Consider the following 14,939-nt stretch of genomic DNA (forward strand, 5'->3'; position numbering starts at 1 on the left):
TGTGTCAAAACGCCTCGCGGCTAATCCTCGATGTTTTCAAGTTACCGTTTGCCTGTAATATAAGTTCGACGGTGTGTCCGATCATTGTGTAGCCATGATCTGAATCTTGACGAGCGAATCGCAAAACGACATCGGCTTTGTGAAATTCTGTTTCAGTTCCGAACATCTCGTTTTCGCCGCACCAAGAATTGCCTGTTGCATACTTTAAAACGAAATGTCCAAGCGGAACGTTGGATTGCATCGTTTGACCGCCCCGAATGAAAAATGTCTGGATCGGTTCGCGTGTAAGGGAGTCTTCCAATTTTATGAAGTAGTTCGCTCCAACGGCGGTACGAATTTCGAAGGGGGCGTCCGCAAAGCCGAGTTCACGCGGCCGCGGTATCAATTGAGCGGCGTATCACCCGCTGCACCTCCGCATTCGATAGGAACAAATCGTGGTTGATGATGCCCCAGCCCGCCTCGGAAGCATCGATCACGCGCACGCCGAGCCGCTCGATGGCGGCCTTTTCGGCGGCGCCGACCCGTGTCATCCCACCGGCGATTTGCCCCGACAGCGCCAGCGCGCGGTCGTTTGTCGCGGTGATGACGGTGATCTTGCGGGCGAGCAGACCGATGCGGTTGATCGCCGACGAGAACACATCCATGTCGATGTCCGGCGCGGCGAACACCACGGCCCCGATCCTGTCCGCAACGGTGTCACCATATCGCGCGTGGAGCTGACGCAGGCTTTCGAGCGTTAGCATGGTTCCCATGCTGTGTGCGACGATGTGGACGCGGCCGGCGCTCGGGGTCGTTACGATGGAACGGAGCACGCGTTCAAAGTCATCGCGGGACCACATCGCGCTTTCGCGGTCATACGCGTAGTCGAATAGTCCCGCCTTGGACGGCCAGGAGAATACCATCGTCTGGCCACGGAACTTGATGCCATCGGAGAGGTGCGTTGCATCGAGCACCGCTGTCTCGAACGTCTGTTTGAAGCCGTGCACGTAGATCAGGACGTCTGGTCCGCCGCCGGCCTGCGCGAGAAGATCGCTGACCTCTCCCGACACCGGCTCGACCTCATCAAGACGCCAATCGTCAAGCCCGACTGCGGCGAGAGTGAAACGGCCGTCGTCCGGTGGCACCAGCTTCGCCCGTGCGACGGTCATCGTAGAGGCCCGCTCGGGCCCGAACCACGGCTTCGCGCGTCCGCCATTCACCCGCTTGCGTGTGGTTGCGACGAGCAACGTCGGGTCTACTGAGAGCGTCGAAGCGTCGAAGCGCGCGCCCGTCGCGCCCATGCTGGCGCATCCGCCGAGCGCGAGCGCGCTGGTTAAGGAACCAAGCCCGCCCAGGAGCGCGCGGCGAGACACAATAGCCTGGTGTTGCAGCAAACGTTGGACGATCACACAAGACCTTCGGGAACACTGCCCGCCGTAGAACTCCCCCTGCAAGTCCTTGAATCACGATGGCGGCGAGAAAAGGGCGGGCGGCCCCCGCCGGGACGCAGCGCAAGACCGCAGGGCAGCGCAGACTTACCGATTGGAGCGCGTGGAATATACCATGGTCGGCAGATATCGGTGCGAAAACCATGATAAGGTCTCACCCCCCTTGTTTTCCATCGACTATCGCGTTCGCCTAAACCGATCGAAGCGGTCGTGATTTGGCTGCGACGGCTTGATAACCGGCCTGCGCACGCGTAGCTGCGCGATGTCATCACCGGTGGCCCCGGCAAACAGCTTTGCTGAATACGCGCCAGAGCCCAATCCCGCGACCGGCAAAAAGGACGTCGTCTGGTTTGCGCTGAAAGATGGCCGGCCGCTGTTCGCATTCGCCGGTATCTGGACCGAGTTCAAAGGGGGGACCGCGGGACGAAGTCGAAGCCCATTCCCGGCCCTCACCTGGTCTACGGATTCTTGACGACTGCGCCGAACGCGGTCGTCGAGCCGATACATCCCCAGGCAATGCCGGTGGTCTTGACGACTGATGAAGAGCGCGACGTTTGGATGCGCGCCCCATGGGATAAGGCGAAGGCCCAGCAGCCGCCGTCGCCGGATGACTCGCTAAAGATTGTCGCCCGCGGCGCCGATAAGGTAGATCAGGCAGCAGCATGAAGGCTGAGCGCGGCTGTAGGCGACCGTTTGAGGAAACCGATTCCGTTGCCGCGTGGCCGCTACCTCGTTACGCTCGATTATGCCGGCAGATACATCACGCGGCTTCCGAGGGCCGAGCATGAGGCTGCGGGATAGCAAGTAGCCGAGCGCGCCCTGACGCGTGGGGTAGGGGCGAGGGCGGCGCCCGGCCACTCGACCGCGCTGGGCAGGATCGCCCCCAGGGCGTTCGACTGTGCTAGCACCTCGACACGCTCACGAAGCATCGTGGTGTCACTGTGGCGGCGGCCATCTTGTCCACCGTCAATCCACCGTTTCGTCATCGTCGCGCTGCGAGAAGCGGCGTGGGCGAGAAACCCGCGGGGGAACCGGCCTTGCGTCCAGCAGCAAAAGCCGCCACCGATCCTGAAGCGGTGCTTGGCTTCTTCCCAATGGAAATCCGGGCGGACGTCGGCGCCTCTCTGGCCGCAGGCCTGGCAGATGAACCGGGGTTCCAGATCGGACAGCCGAACATCATCCTGCCATCGGTCGCCGCTGCTGGCGGTCCAGTGGCTGCACCGATAATCCGAGCAATAAATCAGCAGTCCGCGAACGCCGGCAGCGCGCATCTCGGCAAGGGTGATCTTCTGGCGTTCGGCCGTGGCGGCATCAAAGCCCGACGATTGCCAAGCCCTCACGGGCGGCCGGCCCGGAATATGCATGCAAAAATCCGCCTTGGCTGGTCCATCGATTCCCGACCACGCCAGGAGTCTCCATACCTTGGCCGTCGCACCTCCCGGCTGCGGCGGCCACTTTTGGAGCCCATCGCTGACGGCGCCGTTCCTGATTTGACAATTCCCCACCTCGGGGAAAACATGGTCACATGCCGGCTTCAACGAGGAGTAGTCGGTTATGACAAATCCACGCCCAACCGGGGCGTTTTGCCCTATTTGCATGGTCAACTCGCGCGGAATTTCGAACGGCTGATAAAGGGTGCTCAGCGCGCCGCTTTTGTGGTTGTCTCTGAGGGACCGGCGGCTGGCGGTGGGGTCTGGTTTAGTGCCGTCGATCCCGGTGTTCCGCTCGGTCCGGGATTACTCTCAACATGCGTGATATTTCACGGTCCCCATGTGAGGACAGCAACCACCAGAATGAATGCTACAGCGATAACGGCGAACCTTCGAAATCTGATCAAGCTTTCCCGATCCTGATTATCCGGCATGCGGCTCTCCGCAGTTAGTAATCCTGATTTCAAGCTGTCTTGGCGAACAGCGTCAGGACACCGTCGGCGATATTGATCGCAACGACTTGTGACGAACTCAGGCCTTTGGCCTTGAGCGCCGCTGCCGCCTCTGGTGTTGCGTCAATAGACTTCCGAAGTGACTGCATGTCTTCTTCGCTTGTGTGCTTGGCGACTTCATCGACCTTCGAGCGCAACGCCGGTTTCAGGTCCTTGATGTCGACGACCTGTATGCTCCGTATGATCGTGCTGGACTGATCGGGCGGTGTCTGTGCCTCGGGTTGCGAGGGTGCTCCTTGTGCCTGCACGAAAGCCGGCGTCCCGAGGGAGAGGGCTGCAATAATGACGGATGCCGTAAAGATGCGCATGGTCATTCCTTTCCAGTTTGAAAAACAAATTAAGAAAGTTCCTATCCACGAAATTTGGTTAGCATCTGATTCTTATGTGGCCATTCAGTGAAACCAATGGGGCCGCAAAGTGCACGACGCCGAGATTGAAACCAGCGACGGTCCGGAAAACTCGGCCCCCGCCAATTGCTCTCGCCCTCCGCTCACGCCGCTGGCTACCGGTGGGCGGAGGCACACAGCATCACGGATGAGTCGGCTTGTCCGCTGCGAGGCCGCGCCATCTCGTTTTATGAAGGGTGCTTGGTGTACGTAGAAGATCCCGATCGGGGCGCCGACGAGGACGATGACGGGAACGACATCGACTGAGTGAGCCAGTTCCCCACTGGAGTATGCAAGTATGCCGCTGGCGTTCGCGGTGTCCTGATCTATTGCTCGGATTACAAGTGCGGCCACTCGACGACCATGAGCGCGGACAGATGGCCGGATGACGTCCAGCTATCCGATAAAGAGCGGCGGTTTACCTGCCAGGCTTGCGGCCGGAAAGGTGACGATGTCCGCCCCGATTTCGGCTGGGAAGCGGCCCGACGCGTGGTGAGTACGGACGACACGCGCCGGGTCTGACCATCCCCCTTTGGCCCGCGAGGCATGATCGAGATCGGACTTAAGGATGATTCGTGGCAAAAGTCCGGGTAGGCTCGGCAAGCCATGAAATGCTCTCTGTGCGAGGATTGCGGCTGGGTCAACAACCGCATGCCAGTCATTCTTGACGAATCCGATTGGTCGAAATGGCTTGGTGAAGAACCGGCCACCGAGCAGGAGTTGCTCGCGCTGCTCAAGCCGTGCCCCGACGAATGGCTAAAGATTTGGCCTGTTGACAATAAGGTCGGCAATGTCCGACCGCCCGCGATTCTGGCGCGTTCAAATATGTACTGGTCCGCATAAATGCTGAGGGCTGGCGCGCCCTGAAAATGCTGGCGGTTGGAGCACGACACCACACTAAACGCCTTGGCAGTCGAAGCCTTTAATGATCTGCTCAAAAAGCACGGCAAGCGGCAGTCGGCGGAAAATCCACTCCTCGATTGATCATTTGGTGGGGGGCGACAACCCAAGGCGGCACGGGTGGTTCTCAATGAACGATCTGGCTGACAAAGAATTTCAAGTTGCATCGGCAGCCTTGGAAAATTGCCGCAGGTATATTGCCGCGTACAAAACCCAAAGGTGGGATGTCCTCAAATGGGGAGCATCGGTCAACCTTGCATTGGCGGTCGCCGCTGCCATACCAGCCTTGGCGGAAATCCAAATATATCTTCTTGTCCTGAGCTGCGGGGTAGCTGCAGCAAGTTGGCTGCTCGTTCTTCATTATAACAGGCGCGTGACTGGTATCCGAAATCAGGTCGTAACCATCATTGCATGGATGAAAGAAAGAGGCGTGGACTATGACTCCATCGTCAGTCAAAACACCAAAGATGCATATTCGCGTGGAGAGGATTATGACATTCAAGAACTCATAATGTTCATGGGCATTCTAGCTGTTTCGCCCATCCTCGTTTTGTCAAGTCTGCTCTTGTTGCACGCCGCCAACTGAGCCTTGCTTTTGATGAAGATTATCCTTCGATATATGCCGCATTTCTTGGGGGGGGGGGGGACTGTGAAGGCATTTTTTCATAGAATGTTTTTTGCTGCTTCTGTTAGTGGCTCGGTACTTACTATTTTGTGCGATGGCGCGTCTGCCTCCGAATTTTGCGAAATCAGAAATGTGGTATCCCAAACCGATGCTTTCGCAGAAGTCGCAATGGTGGACTACGGAAAGCGTTACCTGCCAGTTGTGAGCGCAATGAACGATATTGGTCAAAAGGCGCAAAAGCCCAACGTTGCCATAAGCCAGCAACTTAGCGCGGCAGACCTTAACCATTTCAACGAACTCAGAACCAAGATTGCTTTAATAATCGCTCAGAAATTGAAGGTGAGTAATTTTCAAAGAGATGTGCACGTCTTGGCCGAAACCTATCACGCTGCGGAGCTTGCCGATCTCTACGAGGTAAAGGCGGAGACTTTGGGTGCTGATGATCCGCGCAAATTCTATCTAACAATTCTAGAAATGACCCGAATCGCCCAGCCACGTGCTCCGCGAACACCATTGATTAAATCTAACATCGAGTGCGATCTGGAAGCCGCCCTGTTTCTGATGGAAGAAGCTAACCAGCAGCAACTCTCCAAAAATGCGGTTATCCGAACCTCTGCAAAGCTGTTCAGATTCCGGCGCATCAATCCCCCATAGCCGAACGCGCTTGCTGTATCTCGATAGTGTCGTCGCCAAGCACATCGCTGACAGCAATAGTGCCGGGCAACGGATTCGTTGGATGCGAGAGGCAGAGAAGTCAGAAAAAGCGATCCAAGAGCCTCCGGTTAGAAAGTTCCATTACGAATGGGACCCGAGCGACTACGACCAAATCCGAGCGCTGCTACCTCAATACTTTCCGGACAAGGACGATGTCATCAATGCGATTTTCATATCTTTGCTCGAGGGGACCCTAGAACGCGCCCAGGTGAAGGAGCATGTCAGGCGATTCGTCGGCGCTCATGATCGCTTGTTCCCCGACGAAACACGCGAAGTTCGGCAAGCACAAATTGGTATCACTGGATGCCCGACTATTCGAGGACGGGACGACAACCCTAGGCGACACTGTCACACGCGGTTTCTGGGACTAGACGCGTCAAGGCGCCCAGAAAGGGTTTGGCTCCTAACGCCGCAGCAATCGGTAGTTATTCAGCAAAAAGGAGATCATTCCCCCTCGAGCTTTCTCCTCAGGTGTCCCAGCATGGCCTTACAGGCTTCTTCGGCCTCGGCGAGCGTTTTAAAGGGCGAGCCGCCGATCTTGATGGCGCTCCTGTTCTGATCGATCGGACGCCACGACGCCACGAAGCCGGCGTGTCCGTGAAAGCCGGGACCGCTGCGGCTCTCATAACTGATCACGAACGAAAAACCGTCGCTGCTCGCGGTCCATATTTCCATGTCCTTGACGGGGCTAATGACGCGGGAGAACTCCATGGCCATTCCCACGACCTACGCCATCGGTTGGAGGTGCCGACGATAAAGCGCCCGTAAAACGGAAGGCCCGCGGATCGCTCCGGGGCCTTCCACGAAACGACCATTGAGTTACATCCGCTCGAATAATGGTCGTGGGCTTATGAGGGGATATGATGGGACAACTGAAGTAGGTTTGTCAGTCCGCTACCGAACGATACCAAGACTAATTCCATTTGGGGCTGATCCCGTCTGCAATTTCGAGAACAATTGCGTACTACCTCTTCCGGTGGGGTTGACGACGGAAATCTGAAATGGTGCACTGCGACTATTGCGATGCGTTTATTTGGAGTTTGCGATGAATGAGGTGGTTGAACGTATTTTGAAAGCCTATCAATCGATGTGCCCCCTTGATGCCGAGCGAACCGCGGATTCAAGGAAAAAAATTAGCCGATATATTGAAAGCCTCGCGTCTGCTGGCCAGCGCGATGCCGAGCAGCTGACGATATATGGCTGGGCGTATTTGACAGAGCTGTACGAGGGGTACGATCCTCGGTTCACCGGGTGCTAAACCGCGCTCTGACGGCCCCAGCGCCCCTTGTCCCTGTCGGAAACCGAATCCGGCTGGCAAGTGAGGCCGAATCGCGCAATGTTTCTGGCTTATGAGAGAAGCTTGCAGCCTGGTCTGGTCGGTGCTGGTGCTATTGTTCCAGTCGCGGGCCTCGTTGGGAGCTGACATATTCTGTGGTTTGGCGTCACAGCGCATCCAACCGCAGAATGGATCGCAAATCAGGTCACGGAAGCATGCGGGTGGGAACAGGCTTCTTGCTATCTCATTCGTGACCGGGACGGGGCCTATGGTGAGGTCTTTATCCGCAGACTCCGATCGATAGGCATTCGCGACCGGCCAACATCGCCGCGTTCCCCGTGGCAGAACGCATATGCCGAAAGGCTGATCGGTTCGATCCGACGGGAATGCCTTGACCACGTTGTCGTGTTAGGCGAGCGGCATCTTCGCCATGTCCTGCTGTCGTATATGAATTACTATAATGAGACGCGCACGCACCTGTCCTTGAATAAAGACTCGCCCCTATCGCGTACTGTTGAGAGGGCAGGGCGTATTCTTTGCCGCCCAATCCTCGGCGGACTGCATCACAAATATGTCCGGATTTGATTTGCGACAGGCACGAGATAGAGTTTGATGCGACGGCTAGATAGTCGGCGCGTGTTTTTGTGATTACGCCGCGACCCCGATGATGGACCTTAGCCAAAGCTCGAATGGCCGCTTCTGGCGCAAAGCGGACGTTGGCTAAAGGCCTTGGTTCATCGGCTAAGCTACGCCGAGAGGAAAACAGTGCTTCCGCGATAATGGGCATCGCGGTTTCGCCCCCCCGCTGCCAAATAGCCTGCGCATCAACCAGCGTGGAAATTCCGTCCAAGAATTTAGGGCGATGACTTCAAGGACGAGCGGGTTTTCGCCAGCAGCTCGGCACGCACTTTGCCGGCCGCAAGCGCTTGATCCATTTCGACCTTGACGAACCTTACCGGCGTATTGGGCTGAAGCTGGCCGATCAGATCCATATCGGCCGATATGACTGTGCCGACCATGAAGTAGCCACCGCCCGAAACCGCGTCACGATGCAGCACGATCGGCTCAGTGCCTCCGGGCACCTGGATCGAGCCATACGGATAGCAGGCATCGGTGATGTTGGAGGGATCGGAGCCCGCGCCGAATGGTGGCTCACGCGGCACGAATTCGAGTGGCTTGCCGCCCTTGAAGCGGTAGCCGATCCGGTCGGCTTCCGGAGCGACCTTCCAGGTGTCAGAAAAGAAACCGCTGCCGGCGGCATCGGTGATGCGATGCCAGTAAAGTCCAGGCATGACGCGCAACTCCGTCGGCATCGCCATCGGCAAGCCGCGCAATTCTTCCCCGACCGTACGGCCCTCCTTGACCGCTGTCGTAGCCGCACCAACGGGTAGTTCGTCGCCGACCTCCAGCTTTCGACCCTTGAAGCCGCCGAGAGCGCCCAGCACGTAGGTCGAGCGCGAGCCGAGAACGACGGGCACATCGATTCCGCCTGCGACGGCAATGTAGGCGCGCGCGCCCATTTTCAGGAAATCGAAAGAAAGTTTTTGGCCGCGTTTGACCTTGAAGGAGGCCCACGTCTCGCGCGGAACACCATCGAGCTTGGGTGGCAACTCGGCCCCCGTAACCGCGACCATGGAGTCATCGGTAAACTCGAGCTCCGGCCCCATAAATACGGCCTCGAGAACGGCAGCTCCCTCCGGATTACCCACGAGCAGGTTGGCGGCGGCGAGCGCATGCCGATCCATTCCGCCGGAGAGCGGGATACCGATGTGATAATAGCCGGGACGCCCGAGGTCCTGGACGGTGGTCGAAAGACCCGGCTTCAAAACCTTAATGGCCATGGAGGACCCCCTCGAGTTTACGATTGTAACCATCGATGTCGCGGTTGAACTCGGTGAGCGAGAACGAGACATCCCGGATGGTCGGCGAGAAGCGGCCCGCTTCGACATCGGCGACCGCCTCATCATAGGCCGGCCGCTCGATGGGCTTCCACTTCACGATGTCGCCCGGCTTGAACAGGCACATGAAATCGCGCAGATAGCTGATCTTCTGATTGGGATCGTAGATCGGCATGGGCGTGATGCCGAACATCTGGTAACCGCCGGCACCGCGCACCGAGTAGATGCAGCTGAAGCAGCCGCCGTGCCCGACCGTCAGCTTGGGTGTGTCCGTGCGCGGGCGCAGATATTTCGGCGCCTGAATCTGCCGTTTGCGTTCGACCATCTGATAGAGGAAGGGCAGGCCGGCGACGAAGCCCACCATCGAGACGAACCAAGGTGAACTTGAATGCGCCTTGATGAACGCGTCGATCCCGTCGAGATTGTTGATGCGTGCCGCGTATTCGAGATCGGTGCCGTTGGGATCCTGATGGCGCTCGCGGAAGCGCATCAGCGTCTCGCGCGTCCAGGGATCGTCGTAAAGCACCGGGATCTCGATGATCCGCGTCGCGATGATCGGCTCGGACTTTTCGGCCGCCGAATCCAGGCGCTTCAGCTCGGCGAGCATATCATCCGGCTCGATCAGATCCGGATCGAACTTCACCTGATAAGAGGCATTGGCCGGGCAGATCTCGGTGACACCTTTGATCTTGGCGTCGCGTACCGCATTGGTGATGAAGAGGCTCTTGAAAAAAGCCTCGAGCGACATGGATTCATCCACTTCGGCGAAGATATGCTCATCGCCGCCGAAGGAAAATCGAGTTTGCATGGGACACTGGCCTCCTGTTGCTGACGGGGCGGACTATTTTGCGGTTGAGGGGGCAGGAGCGGTCGGCACCGCCAGCGCAGCCTCTGCTGCGGCAAGACCTGCAGTATGTGATGCCAGCCACGGTTCGAGCCAGGCGGTATGAAACCGCCCGGCCTGTACGTCGGGGTCGCGAACGAGCGCCTGGTGCAGGGGCTTGGTCGTCGCCAGCCCCTCGACGTTTAGTTCACCGAGGGCGCGATCGAGACGTCGAATCGCGCTCGCTCGATCCTCGTCGTGGACGATCAACTTGCCGAGCAAGCTGTCATAGAACGGCGGCACCGTGTAGCCGGCATAGAGCATGCTGTCGAAACGCACCCCGTTGCCACCTGGCACACTGAGTGCGGTGACCGTGCCTGGGTTCGGGGCGAAGCCTTTCGCCGGGTCCTCGGCGTTGATGCGGACCTCGATCGAGTGGCCATTGACGCGCACCTGATCCTGGCGGATGCGCAAGCGTTCGCCGCCGGCGATCCGGATCATCTCGCGCACCAAGTCGATGCCGGTGACCATCTCCGTCACCGGGTGCTCGACCTGGATGCGGGTGTTCATCTCCAGGAAGTAAAATTCGTGGCTGCGGTCATCGTACAGATATTCGAGCGTCCCCGCGCCGCGGTAGTGCACCGCTTTGGCGAGCGCGACGGCAGACGAACAGAGCTTCTCGCGAATGGCGGGTGTCAGCGAGGTCGAGGGAGCTTCTTCCCAAACCTTTTGACGGCGGCGCTGCAGCGAGCACTCGCGTTCAAAGCAGTGGATAACGTCCTGTCCGTCGCCGAGCACCTGCACCTCGATGTGCCGCGCACCTTCGATGAGCTTCTCGACATAGAGCCCGCCATCACCGAAGGCCGCCAGCGCCTCGGCCTGCGCCTGCGGCATGAGGTGATGAAACTCGTCGGCCGAGCGCGCGATGCGGATGCCGCGGCCGCCGCCGCCAGCCGCCGCCTTGATCATCACGGGAAAGCCGGTCGTCTTCACCAAGGCGAATGCCGCCTCAGGTGACTCCAGGCGGCCGCGGCTGCCGGGAACCGTAGGCACTCCTGCTGCCGCTGCAGCTTCCCGGGCGGCGACCTTGTCGCCCATCAGGCGGATGGACTGGGCCGTCGGCCCCACAAAGATGAGCCCCGCCGCCTCGACCGCGGCGGCAAACTCGGCATTTTCGGCAAGAAATCCATAGCCCGGATGGATGGCGTCGGCGCCCGTTATCTTGGCCGCGACGAGGATAGCGTCGCGGTTAAGATATGATTTCGACGCCTGCGGCGAGCCTATGTCGACGCCCTCGTCAGCGAGCCGCACAGCAAGCGAGTCTTTGTCGGCCTTGCTGTAGACCTGGACCGTCGCAAGGCCCAACTCCCGTGCTGCACGAATAATGCGCACAGCGATCTCGCCGCGATTGGCAATGAGAAGCTTATGGATCGTCATGGACAGTTTGAAAACCTCAAACGTCGATCTCGGCGATCGGCTGACCGGCCATCACGGCCTCCTCATTCTCGGCAAGGAAGCGCACGATCTTGCCCGATGTGCCTGCCTTCACCTCGTTGAACGACTTCATGACCTCGATGAGGCCAATGGTGTCGTCTTGCGTGATCGTGTCGCCATCGGATTTGTAGGCCGGCTTGTCCGGCGCGGGTTTGCGGTAGAATATGCCTGGGAGCGGCGAAAAGATTTGCTGTATAGCCATGAGTTCCTCGTCCTTTGATCGCTGCGGCCTTGGCCGGCCGCGCGTCAGCGCGCGGCCAAATAGGGGCGGACTGCCTCGCGAACGGCCTGGGCGATGGCGACGGCATTCGGTGTGTCGGAGTGGACGCAGATGGCATCGGACCCGACGGCGATATCGTTTCCAGCCACACTGCGCGTCTTGCCTTCGGTCAAGGCTCGCAGGCACCGTGCTGCCGCCTCAGTTGGATCCTTGGCGTCATGTTCACGCGTGATGATGAGGCCACCCTCGGCATTATAGTCGAGATCGGCGTAGTATTCGGCGACGAAGGTATGACCGCGGCGCTGATAGACCGTCTCGTGAAGCGTGCCTTTCATGCCGAACAGCGGCACCTTGTAGACATCGGCCGCGTCCGCCACGGCCTCCGCGACGTCCTCCATCCGCGCGGCCATGCCATAGAGTGCGCCGTGCGGCTTGATATGATTGAGGATCACGCCTTCGGCATCCAGGAACGCCTTGAGTGCACCGATCTGATAGAGCAGGCAGTTCGTCAGCTCTTCGCGGCCGATCTTCATCTCCCTACGTCCGAACCCTTGCAGATCGGGCAGCGAGGGATGGGCGCCAACCTTGACGCCATGCAGTTTGGCCAGACGCACGGTGCTGCGCATGTGATTGAAGTCAGAGCCATGGAAGCCGCAAGCGACGTTGGCCACGTCGATCTCGGGCATCAGGCCTTCGTCGTCGCCCATCTTGTAGAGGCCGAAGGCCTCGCCCATGTCGCAATTAATGATGACCATCTCTGTGGTGTCCTTCTCCCGGCTGCTGCATTCGAGCGCAGCATTTGTAAAATCAACCCTAAACCCGCCGAACGAGACGCCTGCCGACTTCAACAGGCGTCACGTTCATGGCGATCGACCCAAAGAGGCAAAGGCCGCCAGCGGCACGCAACCTGTGGCGGCGCGTTGCCAGTCTATGTTGCCAGCCTACTTGGACACCAGATAGTCGACCGGTATCTTCTCCGAAATCGTCCACTGATCGACCACGCGCGGCTTGCCTTCCTCGGTATCGACGATCAGATAGCGACCCTGGTTCTGATGGTGGAGCTCCTTGCTGAAGGTACGTGGCCCGAACAGCGTGGCCTCGTTGTTCATTTTCTCGAGTTCCGCCACCACCGGCTCGGCGTCCGTCGTCTTGGCGCGCTCGACGGCCTTCGCCCAGACGTCGATCAAGACATATCCCGGATAGACGTATTGGCTGGAAGGATCGCCACCGGTGACGTCCTTGTACTTCTTGTTGAACTCGGTGACCTTCGGATTGGGGTCGTCGCCATAGATCGAAGCCTGTACCGGCACGTAGAAGTTCGACAGGTCCGGAACGGCGTTCAGCCAATAGCTGCCGTCGACGCCCGAGCCGTTGAGGATCATCGACTTGATACCGGCTGCCCGGATCTGCTTGATGGCGGAGACGGCGCCCGGCATCATCGTGCAGAGCATGATGGCGTCGGGCTCTTTCGGCAGGCTCTTGATGCGCGTGATCTGAGAGGCAATCGAGGCATCGTCGTTCTTGAATGTGTCGCTGCCGGCGAGCGTGGCGTCCTTCAGGTGCGGCATCTCCCAGTCGAAGCCATCGCAGATACCCTTGTTATAGACGGTCCAACTGTCGAGCAGCCGGTAGAAGCTGCGGGCATCTTTCTTCTTGTAGGCCCATTCGGCCATGGTCGCGCCCTGCACGGCCGCCAGCACCGAGCCGGAGAACGAGTAAGGACCGACGCCGGGGATGCCGGCCTTGATCGATTCCGCGCACAGGAAGAAGGAGACTTTACCGGCCGACTGTGCTTGCAGAGCCGCCGGCGCGCCGAAATCGTAGTCGCAAGAAACGATCACCAACTCGGCCCCCTGATCGAGCACCGCGAGGCCCGCTTTGGCGCCCTCGGCCTGATCGGTCTTGGTGTCGGCAAACACCGGCTTGATCTTCTTGCCGAGCAAGCCGCCCGCCTTGTTGATTTCGTCGATGCGGATCAGCGCAGCATCCTGGGCCGGCTTGTCATAGGCCTGCATGAAACCGGATGCTGCTGTCGCAAATCCGACCACGATCTCGTCGGCTGCCTGGGTCGGCGTACACCATAGCGCGGTCGCCGCAGCCAAGGTGCCTATTATTGTCGTGAAACGCATTTGACCATTCCTCCGTTTGTCGCCGTACTTCAGTTCAATTCCTTAGGGCCGTCTGCACGGGCCGCGGCAGCCGCCGCTCGAGCGGCCATCCCCTCCAGGATAATTCCCGGTTGCGGGTGAGGCCGGTTGGCAAGTACATCAGGATGACGATGGTGATGATGCCGATCGCGATCTCCTGAACCCCGTTCGGGAGTGCAATGGTCAGACCGCCGAGGCTGACGCCCCTTTCCAGGTCGCGAAACATCTCGATCAGTGCGGAAATCACCACGACGCCGGCGACGGCTCCGCTGAGGCTATACATCCCTCCAACCACGAGCATGGACAAGGTGATGAAGGTCGTGCGCAGATAGAACGAGCCCGGATTGACGATGCTCAGGAAGTGCGCATAGAGCGCGCCGGCGAGACCTATGACGAAGGCGCTGACGACAAACGCTATCAACCGCTCGCGGACAATATCGATTCCGGAGGCGCTGGCGGCCACCGCCTCGTCGCGGGTGGCGCGAAGCGCCAAACCGGAGCGGGAAATCGCGTAGAGATAGGCGATCGCGATGGCGACCGCGGCGCCCAGCCACCCGATCCAGACATTCATGGTGGCCGGCGTACCGACGATCGAACCCTGGCCGCCTGTCACGGAGTCCCAGTTCGAATAGACGTTGTTGACGACGCCGAGCAGCCCGAAGGTCGCGATCGAGGCGGCTATCCCAGACAAACGCATGATGACGCGCCCGACGATGAGTGCGAACAGGGCCGCGAACACGCCCGAGATCGGCGTGGCGACCCACATCGGCAACTGCGTGTGCAGGAGCCACGCGGGCAGCCCTTTGAGCGTAACCGATTTCATCATCGGTGGGATGGTCAGCCATGCGGTCACATAGGCGCCGAGGCACATGAAGCTGATATGGCCGAACGACAAAAGGCCTGAATTGCCAACGAAGACGTAGAGGCCGGCGACCACCATGATGTTGATGAACATCTCGACCACGGTGCGATTGAAGGCTCTGCTGCCGAATTGATAGGTCAAGGCGGCGATGGCGAGCAGCGCCACGATCAAGACGACCGGTGTCGCAATCGTTCGCCAAATGACCGATGGTCGCTGCGGCATGGG

At 59.3% G+C, this 14,939-nt stretch carries 17 protein-coding genes and 1 pseudogene; 8 read left to right on the forward strand and 10 right to left on the reverse strand.

Annotation, left to right across the window (positions count from 1 at the left end):
* Positions 1-365: 365 nt before the first annotated feature.
* Positions 366-1,388, reverse strand: a complete 1,023-nt coding sequence (locus tag B5526_RS32015) for an alpha/beta hydrolase (protein ID WP_154071788.1) — start codon at positions 1,386-1,388, stop codon at positions 366-368.
* 313 nt (positions 1,389-1,701) lie between these two features.
* On the opposite strand from B5526_RS32015, the pseudogene B5526_RS39250 reads away from it, so the two are divergent.
* Both B5526_RS39250 and B5526_RS39635 read left to right on the forward strand, forming a co-directional pair.
* A pseudogene (locus B5526_RS39250) lies at positions 1,702-2,093 on the forward strand (SOS response-associated peptidase family protein); the annotation flags it as partial.
* A gap of 290 nt (positions 2,094-2,383) precedes the next feature.
* Complete coding sequence (locus tag B5526_RS39635) at positions 2,384-3,280, forward strand: hypothetical protein (RefSeq protein ID WP_154071558.1); 897 nt, start codon at positions 2,384-2,386, stop codon at positions 3,278-3,280.
* Positions 3,281-3,320: 40 nt separating this feature from the next.
* Here the strand turns inward: B5526_RS39635 and B5526_RS32030 are convergent, their stop codons facing one another.
* The gene (locus tag B5526_RS32030) at positions 3,321-3,683 is read right to left on the reverse strand and encodes a hypothetical protein (RefSeq protein ID WP_079543718.1); all 363 of its coding nucleotides are present in this window, start codon (positions 3,681-3,683) and stop codon (positions 3,321-3,323) included.
* Between the two features lie 678 nt (positions 3,684-4,361).
* Between B5526_RS32030 and B5526_RS32040 the strand changes: the two genes are divergently transcribed.
* The 4 genes from B5526_RS32040 to B5526_RS32050 all read left to right on the forward strand — a co-directional run bounded on the left by B5526_RS32040 (position 4,362) and on the right by B5526_RS32050 (position 5,934).
* Entirely contained in the window at positions 4,362-4,598 is a 237-nt protein-coding gene (locus B5526_RS32040) for an SOS response-associated peptidase family protein (protein WP_079543720.1), read from the forward strand.
* A gap of 36 nt (positions 4,599-4,634) precedes the next feature.
* Positions 4,635-4,739 carry a ribbon-helix-helix domain-containing protein gene (locus B5526_RS39810; protein WP_433994608.1) on the forward strand — a complete coding sequence of 35 codons (105 nt, stop codon included), beginning with the start codon at positions 4,635-4,637 and terminating at the stop codon, positions 4,737-4,739.
* Positions 4,740-4,785: 46 nt separating this feature from the next.
* A complete protein-coding gene (locus B5526_RS32045; protein ID WP_154071559.1) occupies positions 4,786-5,241 on the forward strand; it encodes a hypothetical protein in 456 nt (151 codons plus the stop codon).
* 63 nt (positions 5,242-5,304) lie between these two features.
* Positions 5,305-5,934 (forward strand): hypothetical protein, encoded by a 630-nt coding sequence (locus B5526_RS32050; protein WP_154071560.1) that lies wholly within the window; start codon positions 5,305-5,307, stop codon positions 5,932-5,934.
* A 504-nt stretch (positions 5,935-6,438) separates the two neighbouring features.
* On the opposite strand, the gene B5526_RS32055 is transcribed toward B5526_RS32050, so the two are convergent.
* Positions 6,439-6,711: a hypothetical protein gene (locus B5526_RS32055; RefSeq protein ID WP_079543723.1), complete on the reverse strand. Its 273-nt coding sequence runs from the start codon at positions 6,709-6,711 to the stop codon at positions 6,439-6,441.
* 328 nt (positions 6,712-7,039) lie between these two features.
* Between B5526_RS32055 and B5526_RS32060 the strand changes: the two genes are divergently transcribed.
* Together B5526_RS32060 and B5526_RS39260 are read left to right on the forward strand one after the other, a co-directional pair.
* Positions 7,040-7,252, forward strand: a complete 213-nt coding sequence (locus B5526_RS32060; RefSeq protein WP_079543724.1) for a hypothetical protein — start codon at positions 7,040-7,042, stop codon at positions 7,250-7,252.
* Between the two features lie 324 nt (positions 7,253-7,576).
* On the forward strand, positions 7,577-7,855 hold the full coding sequence (locus B5526_RS39260; RefSeq protein WP_283807642.1) for an integrase core domain-containing protein: 279 nt from the start codon (positions 7,577-7,579) through the stop codon (positions 7,853-7,855).
* A gap of 269 nt (positions 7,856-8,124) precedes the next feature.
* On the opposite strand, the gene B5526_RS32070 is transcribed toward B5526_RS39260, so the two are convergent.
* The 7 genes from B5526_RS32070 to B5526_RS32100 all read right to left on the reverse strand — a co-directional run bounded on the left by B5526_RS32070 (position 8,125) and on the right by B5526_RS32100 (position 14,936).
* On the reverse strand, positions 8,125-9,111 hold the full coding sequence (locus B5526_RS32070; protein WP_079543725.1) for a biotin-dependent carboxyltransferase family protein: 987 nt from the start codon (positions 9,109-9,111) through the stop codon (positions 8,125-8,127).
* Positions 9,101-9,976 carry a 5-oxoprolinase subunit B family protein gene (locus tag B5526_RS32075; RefSeq protein WP_079543726.1) on the reverse strand — a complete coding sequence of 292 codons (876 nt, stop codon included), beginning with the start codon at positions 9,974-9,976 and terminating at the stop codon, positions 9,101-9,103. The genes B5526_RS32070 and B5526_RS32075 overlap by 11 nt, the downstream gene beginning before the upstream one ends.
* Before the next feature lie 33 nt (positions 9,977-10,009).
* Positions 10,010-11,428, reverse strand: coding sequence for an acetyl-CoA carboxylase biotin carboxylase subunit (locus B5526_RS32080; RefSeq protein WP_079543727.1), 1,419 nt, complete (start codon positions 11,426-11,428; stop codon positions 10,010-10,012).
* Between the two features lie 16 nt (positions 11,429-11,444).
* Positions 11,445-11,687, reverse strand: coding sequence for an acetyl-CoA carboxylase (locus B5526_RS32085; RefSeq protein ID WP_079543728.1), 243 nt, complete (start codon positions 11,685-11,687; stop codon positions 11,445-11,447).
* 44 nt (positions 11,688-11,731) lie between these two features.
* Positions 11,732-12,553: a 5-oxoprolinase subunit PxpA gene (pxpA, locus tag B5526_RS32090; protein WP_433994609.1), complete on the reverse strand. Its 822-nt coding sequence runs from the start codon at positions 12,551-12,553 to the stop codon at positions 11,732-11,734.
* 93 nt (positions 12,554-12,646) lie between these two features.
* Positions 12,647-13,834, reverse strand: a complete 1,188-nt coding sequence (locus B5526_RS32095; protein WP_079543730.1) for an ABC transporter substrate-binding protein — start codon at positions 13,832-13,834, stop codon at positions 12,647-12,649.
* Positions 13,835-13,868: 34 nt separating this feature from the next.
* On the reverse strand, positions 13,869-14,936 hold the full coding sequence (locus B5526_RS32100) for a branched-chain amino acid ABC transporter permease (RefSeq protein WP_079543731.1): 1,068 nt from the start codon (positions 14,934-14,936) through the stop codon (positions 13,869-13,871).
* Positions 14,937-14,939: the final 3 nt, after the last annotated feature.

The sequence above is a fragment of the Bradyrhizobium lablabi genome (assembly GCF_900141755.1).
Taxonomy (GTDB): Bacteria; Pseudomonadota; Alphaproteobacteria; order Rhizobiales; family Xanthobacteraceae; genus Bradyrhizobium; species Bradyrhizobium lablabi_A.